Source organism: Pirellulales bacterium, from assembly GCA_035546535.1.
In the GTDB taxonomy this organism is placed as follows: domain Bacteria; phylum Planctomycetota; class Planctomycetia; order Pirellulales; family JACPPG01; genus JACPPG01.
Genome location: DASZWQ010000159.1, coordinates 1 through 5,261, shown reverse-complemented (window position 1 = coordinate 5,261; position 5,261 = coordinate 1). Strand labels below are relative to the sequence as shown.

At 61.2% G+C, this 5,261-nt stretch carries 3 protein-coding genes; all 3 read left to right on the top strand.

Translation table 11 applies throughout. From position 1 onward, the window contains the following. Positions 1–611: 611 nt before the first annotated feature. The 3 genes from VHD36_19265 (at position 612) to VHD36_19255 (ending at position 4,870) form a co-directional block, all read left to right on the top strand. Complete coding sequence (locus VHD36_19265; GenBank protein ID HVU89477.1) at positions 612–815, top strand: hypothetical protein; 204 nt, start codon at positions 612–614, stop codon at positions 813–815. A 268-nt stretch (positions 816–1,083) separates the two neighbouring features. Continuing rightward, the gene (locus VHD36_19260) at positions 1,084–3,567 is read left to right on the top strand and encodes an efflux RND transporter periplasmic adaptor subunit (protein ID HVU89476.1); all 2,484 of its coding nucleotides are present in this window, start codon (positions 1,084–1,086) and stop codon (positions 3,565–3,567) included. A 55-nt stretch (positions 3,568–3,622) separates the two neighbouring features. Then, entirely contained in the window at positions 3,623–4,870 is a 1,248-nt protein-coding gene (locus VHD36_19255; protein ID HVU89475.1) for a SpoIIE family protein phosphatase, read from the top strand. The last annotated feature ends 391 nt before the right edge of the window (positions 4,871–5,261 follow it).

Genomic DNA, 5,261 nt, shown 5'->3' with positions numbered 1-5,261 from the left:
AGCCCTCGTGGCTTTTTTCAACCTCGCCAAGTGCGAAGCAAAGCTTCGCACGGCTCGCAAAATAACGACTTACGTCGATATTTTGCCATCGCATCCCTGCGATGTCGCAGCCCGTTGAGTTCTTCAACAGGCTGCTAGGCCAGCGCGCAGGCTCACCGACACAGGATTGCAATGCGAGGCTTGCACGGTCGGTCTCCTGAAAAACGAGGTGCCCTTATCCACGCAGCGAACCACACGATGCCCGGTACAGGGACATCCAACGAACCATAAGCACCACCGCCGGCCCGAAAAAGAGCCGTTGGCAGAGGGGGGGCCGGACGTTGTTCAACGACAATATTCAAGCCGTCGAAGTTCACGTCCCTCCAGGCCCAGAAGGTTGGCTATCCCAGCTCGCGGAGCCCCAAACCGATGGCGGATAAGAATTTTCCGGCTCGCCAGTAAAAAAGTTTGACAGCTAGCGATTCGCTCGCTAGCTTGTGACTCCGCATCACTTTGGGCGTTTTTCGACCAACCCAGAATGGGGATAAGCGGTCGTGATCATGCGGCCGAGGTTTTTGGGGCAGATTGGCACCTTTGCGTTTCACTTGCACGTCTAGAAAGGGATTCGACTCATGGAAACTCGTCGCTTTGAGATGACCAAGTTGGAAGAACGCGTTGCCCCCACCACGCTGCACTTCGGTGGCATTACCATCGATTACAACCTCAGCGGCAATACGCTCAGCGGTTCGATTTCCGCGGGCGGACATACGTACTCGGGTTCGATTTCGCTTTCGCAGCTCGAAGCCGATGTCAGCAAGCTGTTGCACAGCCTGTAAGTCCTGGGGGACGATTTCGCGTACGTGTCGGCCACGCACCGATGATTCGACGATCTTCGGATCGGCCGGCCGCGCGAAACGCCTGCGACAACGTCGAAGCAAAAGCGTGGCAAACGCGGTTACTTATCCGGCCGTGGAAACCATAAGCGGAAAGTCTTCGGAGCGGGGCTGGCACGTCCAGCCCCGCTTTTCTCGTTCCTGTCCGAGCCTTCTCAACGCCCTCGTCGAAAGCGACTGAGCACCTCCGGGATCCTTCGAGATAGTTTCCGTGGCGACCGTATTGCAAAAGCTGCCGCGCGTCCGCCCGGAACTCTTTCTCGGGCCGCAAAATGACCAGGGCAAGTTCGTTCTTAAGAATCGTCAAACCGGCGAGTACTACCTGATCGGCGCCGTCGAGCACTTCCTTTTGAGCCGCTGCGACGGGCTGCACGAACCTGATGCGGTTCGCCAGGAGTTCGAGTCAAAATTCGGCGAGCCGCTGACACACGCGGATCTGGAGTGCTTCGTCGGGCTGGCGGCCGAGCATCATTGGTTGGACCGCGCCGCTCCTGCCGCTTCGCCGACCGTTCCGGGCGCACCTTCCAGCGCGGCCGCAGCTCCCACGGCCGCACCGCCCGGCCCTGCTCCCCAGGAATCCTCCCGCCCCGTCTCGCGGCCGCTGTGGCAGCGGCTGCTCGTCTGGCGCGTGCGGCTGCTCGATCCTGACCGGCTGTTCAACCGCCTCGAGCCCTGGTTGCGGCCGTTGTGGACGCGCACGTTTTTGGCGCTATCGTCATTCTCGATCGTGGCGGCGATCGTGCTGGTCTGGGCCAATCGCGGCGAGATCGTCAGTGAATTCGCAAACGCGTTCCACTGGCAAACCTTCTTGCTGGTTTTCGTCGCCGTGGGCTCGATTACACTCTGCCACGAGTTTGCTCATGGCCTGACCTGCAAACGGTACGGAGGCGAAGTGCATGAAGTCGGTTTCCTCATGCTGTACCTCATGCCGTGCTTTTATTGCAACGTTTCCGATGCCTGGCTGTTGCCGCGCAAAGCGCAGCGGCTGCTGGTCACGCTGGCCGGCGGATATTTCGAGGCGTTTCTCTGGTCCCTGGCCGTTTTTGCCTGGCGGATCACGGTTCCCGACAGCGCCCTGAATTTCATGGCCTGGGTCGTGGTCACGGTCTCGGGCGTGCGCGTGCTATTCAACTTCAACCCGCTGATCCCGCTCGACGGCTATTACCTGCTCGGCGACTGGCTGGCGGTTCCCAACCTGCGGCCGCGGGCGATTCGCTACCTGCACGCCTGGCTGCGGGCCTTGCTGTGGGGCGCCGCGGCGCCGCCGGCCGATCCGCGGCGGAAATTATTGTTGCTGTATGGCTTGGCAAGCTGGTTGTTTTCGCTGACGATAATTTCAGTGCTCATTTTCAGCATGTATCGCTACTTCGGCGCGCAGGGTGGCGTCGTCGGCGCAACGGTCGTGCTGGGGCTCGGTTCGTTGCTTATGAGTGGACTTGTGCAGGGCGTGTTCGCCTCGGACTTTACCACCATGATCACCAGGAAACTCGTGCGCACGCTCGTGTGGTTGGCGATTGTGGGTGGGCTCGCGTCGGCGGCCATGCTGTGGAAGATCGACGACTGTGCGAGCGGCCCTTTCGTCATTCGCCCTGTAGCGCATGTCGAGATCCGTGCGCCAATGGCCGGGTTCATCGAAGAAGTCTTCGTCAGCGAGGGGGAGCGCGTGTCGCCGGGCGCACCGATCGCGCGCTTGAAAGTGACGGAGTTGGAGAGTCGCATCGCCGGCGGCAGGGCCGCGCTCGCCGAGGCCGAGGCCAAGGCCCGCGACTTGCAGGCCGGCGCACGCCCCGAGGAGCTGGCCGAGGCAAAACACAAAGTCGAGCGTTTGGAGGCCCTGGTCGACAAGGCGCGGCATGACCTGGATCGTGCCGGCGAGTCTCTCACGGCGGAATTGGCGTCGCTCGACGCGAAGATCAAGCAGTCGAGCCATGAAATGGAATACTACGGCGGTGCCTTGAAGCGTTGGTCGAACTTGAGCGTGAAAAACGCCGTGACCCGCGACCAGGTCGACGAAGCCCGCGCCAAATTTCGGATCGCGGAGTCCTCGCTCGAAGAGACCTCGGCCAAGAAGCACAGCATGGAAGCGCTGGGCACGATGGAACGCGAGTCGCAGTTGGCGGCGCGCGAAAAGGAGCTGGGCGACGCACGCTCCGAAGTCGTATTGCTCGAAGCCGGCTGCCGGCCGGAAGAATTGAAGGCCGCCATTGCCAATCGGGACAAGTTGGCCGAAGAGTTGAAATACCTCGAACAGCTTGATCAAAAGCGCAATATCGTCGCCTCTCGCCCCGGCACCATCACCACGCAACGGATTCATGACCTGCTGGGCAAGTATTACCCCGAGGGGGAACTGATCTGCGAAATCGGCGACACTTCCGGCTTGGATATCGATGTGGCCTTGGCCGAGCAAGACGGCTCGCGGGTCGAACTCGATGCGCCGGTAACGTTCAAGGCCCGCACGCTGCCGTTTCATACGTTCGATGCCACGGTCAGCAAGATCGCGGCCATCGGTTTCAAGGGCGAAAAAGACACGCGCACCAGTGTCAGCGTCTATTGCCGCGTAAAAGATCCGACGGCCGACCTTCGCCCGGGGACGACGGGTTACGCCCGCATTCACACGGGACCCAGGCCCCTGGGCGTGATCATTTTCTACCGCATGCTACGCTTTGTGCGTACGGAATTCTGGTCATTGTGGTAGACGGCTGAGACCAATTCTGCTCAGCTCTTCGAGAGCCATTCCCCCTCGGTTTTTCATGAGTGATTCCGCGTCCTCATCCGCCGCCGTTCTTACCGCTTCGGGCGTCGCGGCGCCGCGCGCGCGGCCGCCGGCCACTACCGCGCACCCCATCACGGTGCTCTTGATCGACGACCAGGCCATCGTGGGCGAATCGGTGCGCCGCATGCTCGCCTCGGAAGCCGATATCACGCTCCATCACTGCGCCGATCCGGCCCAGGCCATCGCCACGGCTAACGCCGTCGCGCCGACCGTCATCCTGCAGGACCTGGTCATGCCGGATATCGACGGCTTGCAGCTGGTGAAATTCTTTCGCGCGAATAAATCCACGCGCGAAACTCCGATGATCGTGCTGTCGAGCAAGGAAGAGCCGGTCATCAAGGCCCAAGCGTTTGCCCTGGGAGCCAACGACTACCTGGTGAAGCTTCCCGACCGGCTCGAGCTGATCGCCCGCATTCGCTACCACTCCCGCGCGTACATCAGCCGGCTGGAGCGCGACGAGGCCTTTCGTCAATTGGCCGAAAGTCAGCAGCAGCTCGCCGAAGAAGTGGGGCAGGCCGCCCGTTACGTGCAGTCGCTCTTGCCCGAAAAGTTGACCGGCGACATCGCGATCGACTTTCGCTTCGTGCCCTCGACGCAGCTCGGCGGCGACATGTTCGGTTACAACTGGATCGACGAGGGGCACTTCGCGATTTACTTGCTGGACGTTAGCGGCCACGGCGTCGGCTCGTCGCTCTTGGCGGTTTCGGCAATGAACATGTTGTCGGCACATTCGCTCGCCGACACCGATTTTCGCGATCCGGGCCAGGTGCTCGAACGGTTGAACGACGTCTTTCAGATGGAGAAGCAGAACGGCAAGTATTTCACCATCTGGTACGGCGTGTTCGAACCGGCCACGCGCAAACTGTTGTTCAGCAATGCCGGTCACCCGCCGGCGCTACTGTACACGGGACCGAGCGAAGCCGAGGCTCCGGTACAAGCGCTCGAAGCCGACGGCCTGGCGATCGGCATGGTCGAGGGCATGCCTTATTCGACCAGCGAGACGCAACTTGGTCCCTACGCCCGGCTGCTGATCTATAGCGACGGCGCCTACGAGATCGAAAAAACCGACGGCGAAATGTGGAAACACTCGGAGTTCGTCGAGTTCGTTTCCGGGCTGCCCACGGATCAGGGGCCGATTGCGGACCGGCTGCTCGCCCATATTCGCGAACTGGGGGCGTCGCAGATTCTGGACGACGATTTCTCGATCGTCGACGCCCGATTGTAGACGCCGATTCGATCCGCGGGCATGATGCGGACACCCCAGAGCCGGTCATAGGGCCTGTATCACCCGTGCCGCGTAACGGGCCTCGATGAGGCCGCATCGGGCGGCACCGGCCGGCGAAATAAGCGGCCGAACTCCAAGGGGCACTTAGACTTGTAAGTCCCGGGCCAGGGACCTGTTACCGGCATCTGTGGACCCGGTGCCATTCACGCGATCGTTCCTTTGCTTGCCGAGGGCATGCCATGCCACTGTTTCGCTCAACGACTATCAAAAAGAAGCTCAACGGCATCGTGCTCTTTAGCGCGCTGAGCCTGGCGGCTGTGCTCGCCGTGTCGCTGTTTCTCTTTGCCAACTTTGGCATCAACAGCGCGCGCTACAACAGGATCATGCTGCG

Excerpts from the sequence above, each read along its gene's own strand:
- VHD36_19255 (HVU89475.1), top strand. The coding sequence starts at position 3,623 with ATGAGTGATTCCGCGTCCTCATCCGCCGCCGTTCTTACCGCTTCGGGC.
- VHD36_19265 (HVU89477.1), top strand. The coding sequence starts at position 612 with ATGGAAACTCGTCGCTTTGAGATGACCAAGTTGGAAGAACGCGTTGCC.